The organism is Bradyrhizobium sp. DOA1 (assembly GCF_001593325.1).
Taxonomy (GTDB): Bacteria; Pseudomonadota; Alphaproteobacteria; order Rhizobiales; family Xanthobacteraceae; genus Bradyrhizobium.
In genome coordinates this window covers 4,016,871-4,019,353 of the sequence record NZ_JXJM01000001.1, presented here as the reverse complement: position 1 = coordinate 4,019,353, position 2,483 = coordinate 4,016,871, and the positions used below count along the sequence as shown (strand labels likewise).

The 2,483-nt window shown below is 68.4% G+C and carries 2 protein-coding genes and 1 pseudogene; all 3 read right to left on the bottom strand.

Annotated elements, in window-relative coordinates:
• Positions 1-428: pseudogene (locus SE91_RS19200) on the bottom strand (hypothetical protein); the annotation flags it as partial.
• On the bottom strand, positions 425-1,306 hold the full coding sequence (locus SE91_RS19195; protein ID WP_061848692.1) for an AAA family ATPase: 882 nt from the start codon (positions 1,304-1,306) through the stop codon (positions 425-427). The gene SE91_RS19195 and the pseudogene SE91_RS19200, both read right to left, overlap by 4 nt.
• Before the next feature lie 10 nt (positions 1,307-1,316).
• A complete protein-coding gene (locus tag SE91_RS19190) occupies positions 1,317-2,339 on the bottom strand; it encodes a xanthine dehydrogenase family protein molybdopterin-binding subunit (RefSeq protein ID WP_060735678.1) in 1,023 nt (340 codons plus the stop codon).
• Between the last annotated feature and the right edge of the window lie 144 nt (positions 2,340-2,483).

The following is a 2,483-nucleotide window of genomic DNA, read 5'->3' as shown; positions in this document are numbered from 1 at the left end:
AGGCGGCGGAGCGCGTCCATGGTCGACGTCGCCGCAAAGCGGCGCTCGACCAGGGCCTCGCTTCGAGTCGCGGTGAGGCCGGACTCGCTGGCTTCGTCGGAGAGCAGGGGCTCCTCGTCGCCGCGGCCCTCTTCCTGGAGCCGAACCGTCTCGTCGTCCTCGTCCTCGTCGTCGCGTGCAACCGCCTCGCTGCCGCGGAAGTGGAGGTCGAACAGCCGATTGAAAGTGGCGCGGCGTTCGGGTGCCGGAGCCAGCGTCGCCAGCGCGGCCTGTCGGATGTGCTCGATGTCGCGCGGGCCGAGCAGCCCGATCGCCGCCAGGAACGTCGTGGTCTGCTCCGGCGCCACGGCAAAGCCGTTCGCACGCAGCAACGGGACGAAGGCGACGAAGACGCGTGCGGCGCGCGGGAGCTGCGTCTCGGTGCTCATGCGGTCGCCTCCGCGAGCATCGCATCGAGCCGCGGCGAGATGAAATGCAGGTCCTCTTCGTCCTTCAGCGCCACGCCGATCGAACGCTTGAACGCATCAGGCCATCGCGCCCCGCCTTTATGGAGCAGCGTCGCCGCCTCGGCCCAGTCGACGGCCTCGGCGATCCCGGGCGCCTTGCTCAGCGGCTCGCGGCGCAGCCTTTCGACGGCTGCAACGACGGCGCGGGCCGTGGCTTCGGCAACACTGGAGGCCCGCAGCATGATGATGCGTGCTTCGCGCTCCGCGGTCGGATAGTCGATCCAGTGATAGACGCAGCGCCGGCGCAAGGCCTCATGCAGATCGCGCGTCCGGTTCGAGGTCAGCACGACGACGGGGCGCTCCGCCGCGCGGACGGTGCCGCGCTCGGGAATCGAGATCTGGAAGTCGGAGAGAAATTCCAGCAGGAACGCCTCGAACTCCTGGTCGGCGCGGTCGATTTCATCGATCAGCAGCACAGTGGAGTCGGGCGCGCGGAGCGCCGCCAGCATCGGTCGCTCGATCAGGAACGTCTCGCCATAGATGTCGATGCTTTCGTCACCGGCCTGGCGGATCGCCAGCATTTGGCGCGGGTAGTTCCACTCGTAGAGCGCAGCGGACGCGTCGATGCCCTCATAGCATTGCAGGCGAATGAGGCGGCGGCCGAGCACGGCGGCAATGGCCTTGGCGGCTTCCGTCTTGCCAACGCCTGGCGCGCCTTCCAGCAGCAGCGGTTTGCCGAGTGCGAGGCCAAGATAGGCGGCTGTCGCAAGGCTTTCGTCGGCGAGGTAATAGGCCGCGCGCAGCGCCTTTTCCAGCGCCTCCGGGCTGTCGATGCCGACGATGTTGCTGCGAACCGCCACGGCCGCTCCTCTAGCGCCGCGCCTGCGGCCGCGCGCCGCCCTGGGCCTTGATCGCGCGCAACACCTTCTCAGGCGTGATCGGCAGATCGTCGATGCGGACACCGACGGCGTTGAAGATCGCATTGGCGACGGCCGGCAGAACGGGGTTGGCGCACATCTCGCCCGGGCCTTTGCCGCCGAAGGGACCGTCGGGAGCAGGGCGTTCCAGCACCGCGATGTCGTGCGGGCAGATGTCGCCGGGACCGGGCATGAGATATTCGACGAAGTCGCGCGGCCCGTGGACGGGCTCAGGATAGTATGGCTCGGGCGTCTCGTAGAGCGCATGGCTGACGCCCATCCAGGCGCCGCCGACCAGCTGCTGCTCGACGAGCCGCGGGTTGAGCGCGCGTCCCAATTCATAGGCGGAGTCCATCCGGACCATCGCGACCTCGCCGGTCTCGTCATCGACCTCGACCTCGGCGACGAGGCAGGCATGGGCATAGCAGGTTGCCGGCGACATCTCGCCCGTCTCAGGATCGACGTTTGAGAGGGGGACCAGGAAGATGCCGCGGCCGGAGATGGTCTTGCCTTGCTTGAACTGCGCGGCGATCGCGACGTCCTTGGTCGAGATCGAGCGATGGGGTGCGCCCTTGACGTGAATGTTCCCGCGCCCGTCGGTTTCGAGATCGGCGGCGTTGACCTCCAGCTCCTCGGCCGCCGCCTCCATCATCACGCCGCGCGCTTCGCGAGCGGCGGCCATGACGGCGTTGCCGACGCGATGGGTGCCGCGCGAGGCGAACGAGCCCATGCAGTGTGGGCCGGTGTCGGAGTCCGCCGTGTCGACATAGACGTCCTCGACGGGCACGCCGAGCGTCTCGGCGCAGATCTGCCGCGTCACCGATTTCATTCCCTGGCCGAGATCGATCGACGACAGCGCCACCGTGAACTTGCCGCTTGGATTGGAGTGAACCAGCGCTTGGCTAGGGTCGCCGCCGAGGTTCATGCCGATGGGATAGTTGATCGACGCCATGCCGCGTCCGCGATGCCTGGTCATCTCAGCGCCTCCTGATGCCGAACACGGATGAGAACCGCGTTGCGCCGTGCGATGGTGCGGCCGGACGCGGCGGAGGAGGTGGCGGTGCGGGCGGCGGCGGCTCGCGTGGCGGCTCCCGCGTCGCATTCACCGGGGCGCGATCAT